Source organism: Archangium sp. (assembly GCF_036388035.1).
In the GTDB taxonomy this organism is placed as follows: Bacteria; Myxococcota; Myxococcia; order Myxococcales; family Myxococcaceae; genus Archangium.
Window position 1 is genome coordinate 1 of the sequence record NZ_DASVSO010001023.1, and the last position, 2,650, is coordinate 2,650.

Sequence of the window (2,650 nt, forward strand, 5' to 3'; positions counted from 1 at the left end):
ACCAGCTCAGCCCGTAGAGGAGATAGCCGGTGCCCTCGTGGTACGTGCCGTCCGTGATCAGGTCCATCATCTGCTTCACCTTGCGCGCGTTGCTCACGGACAGGTCGAGCCAGGGCTGGGTGGTGGCCTCCGGCAGCTCCCCGCGCGTGGCGAGCGCCGTGAGTCCGATGGCGGCGTGGTTGATCCAGTTGTGGTTCTGCAGGTACTCGTCCGCCCACCAGGTGCCACCCTTGGAGGCCCGCGCGAGGTCGGTGGCGTTCTGTTGGAGGGTGGCGCGGACCTTCGTGGCCTCGGCGGAGGTGAGGCGTGGGGCCAGCAGATCATAGGCCACCGCGAGGCCTCCCAGCAGGTGGGCCTGCATCAGGTCGTGCGTGCCGTCCAGATCGAGGTTGCCCCACGAGGACACGGTGAGCAGCCAGCCCTTGGCCAACTCGAAGTAGCGGCTGTCGGTGGACACCTGCGACACGAAGGCGAACACCACCAGCAGGTTGCCGATCTCGCGGCGATCGCCGATCTGCCGGGTGTTCCCGGTCCCCTTCCAGGTGATCGTCCCGGAAGAGGAGAGGGTGGTGTCCAGGTAGTCCGTCGTTCCCTTCAGGAGCGGCTGGTAGATGGCCTGATGGGTGGACTGCGCCTTCTGACGGAGGCCCTCCACCTGCGCCGCCTCGAAGAAGAGGCTGGGATGCGGCCCCGCCAGGGCTGGCAGGGAGACGCACAGCAGCAGGCAGAGCAATGACCGCCCACGCGCGATGAAGTTCCTCATTGGGGTGAAATGCCACAGGTGTTTCCGGCGGCTTCACACGGAGGCGGTGGAGGGCCTGTCCACCAGGTCGCTCTCGGAGCACGCCGCTGGATGCCCGGCTGGTGTCCTCACGGGCTGAGGCTTCCAGAGGGAGAGGGTTCCTACCCTTCTCGGAGAGAAGGAGACGCATGGATCTCTACAGTGCCGCCAAGCGGATGAACCGGCCGTTTCGATTCTCGAATCCGGACTCGTTCCGGGAGATCTCCCTGGCCAGCCGGGGAATGATCGGCGACGGCATCACCTGCGCCCTGGTCCGTCCCGACGGCGTCATCGACTGGCTCTGCCTTCCTCGCTTCGACAGCCCGAGCGTCTTCGCGGGCATCCTCGATGAACAAAAGGGGGGCACCACGGGCATCACCCCGGCCACCTGGCCCTTCGAGAGCCTGCAGCGGTACGACTCGGACACCAACGTGCTGGAGACGCTCTTCCGCGTCGAGCGCCGGGGCGTCGTGCGGGTCATCGACTACATGCCGTGGACGAACGACCCGCGCGCCACCATCCACGAGGTCCACCGGCGCATCGAGTGCGTGGAGGGCACCTTCGAGCTGGACGTCGTCTTCGATCCGCGGTTCCGCTACGGGGAGTCGAAGACGCGGGTGGAGTGCGCGGAGCACGGGCTCGTCGCGCATGGCTCCATGGGCGAGCGGATGGTCGCGGTCCTCGATGGGGAGGCCCACTGGGAGCGCCATGGCGAGACGGGCCTTCGGGCGCGCATCCGGCTTGGCAACGGGGAGCGGCGCTGGATGGTGCTGGCCTGGGACTCGGACCGGCCGGAGCCTATTGCCGCGTACCGACCCTTCGAGCTGCTCCGGGCCACCCGACAAGCCTGGCGCGAGTGGTCCCAGCGCCTGCGGTACGAGGGGCCCTGGCGGCACCATGTGCTGCGCTCGGCGCTGGCACTGAAGCTGCTGATGTATGCGCCCACCGGCGCCATGGTGGCCGCGCCCACCACGTCACTGCCCGAGTGGATTGGCGGGCCCCGGAACTGGGACTACCGCTTCAGCTGGATCCGCGACGCGGCCATGGCCGTGCGCGCCACCAACCTGATCGGCTACGCGGACGAGTCCCGGGAGTTCTTCTACTTCGTGCGCGACACGCTGACCCGCGGCGAGACCCTCCAGGTGATGTACTCGCTGGATGGCGGGCCCGTGCCCGAGGAGCGGATCCTCGAGCACCTGGCCGGGTTCCAGGGCTCGCGCCCGGTGCGGATCGGAAACGACGCGCGCGACCAGCTCCAGTTCGACACCGCTGGCGCGCTGCTCGACGCGGCCTTCCTCTACGAGCGGTTCGGGGGCCGGCTGCCGCTGCGCACCTGGGGGCTCCTGAAGCGGGTCATCCAAACCACCGCCCGCCGCTGGCGCGAGCCGGACCATGGCATCTGGGAGCCCCGCCGGGAGATGCGCCACAACGTCCACTCCAAGCTCATGTGCTGGCTGGCGCTCCACCGGGGTGTGCATCTGGCGCGACTCTTCGCCGAGCCCTCGGTCGTGGAGATGTGTTCCCGTGAGGCGGACCTCATCCGCGCCGACATCCTCCGCCATGGCGTGGACCCCTCGGGGAAGCACTTCGTGGGCTTCTATGGCGGCAACGAGCCGGATGCCTCGCTGCTGCTGCTGCCGGTGGCGGGGTGCTTCCGGGCGTGCGAGCCGCTCGTCCAACAGACCATCGACTGGCTGCGCGCGGAGCTGGGGGCGGGACGGTTCCTCCGGCGCTACCGGATGGACGACGGGGTAGGGGGGCCCGAGGGGGCCTTTCTCCTGTGCGGCTTCTGGCTCGTGGAGGCGCTGGCCCTGTCCAACCGCCTTGAGGAGGCCGAGAAGGTCTTCGTGATGCACGCCGAGGCGGCCA

The 2,650-nt window shown here is 68.8% G+C and carries 2 protein-coding genes; one reads left to right on the plus strand and one right to left on the minus strand.

The window, feature by feature from the left end; genetic code table 11:
* On the minus strand, window positions 1-763 hold a 763-nt coding region (locus VF697_RS42190; RefSeq protein WP_331104253.1), incomplete at its 3' end, for a DUF4962 domain-containing protein.
* Window positions 764-930: 167 nt separating this feature from the next.
* On the opposite strand from VF697_RS42190, the gene VF697_RS42195 reads away from it, so the two are divergent.
* The coding region (locus VF697_RS42195; protein ID WP_331104255.1) for a glycoside hydrolase family 15 protein at window positions 931-2,650 on the plus strand (1,720 nt) is incomplete at its 3' end.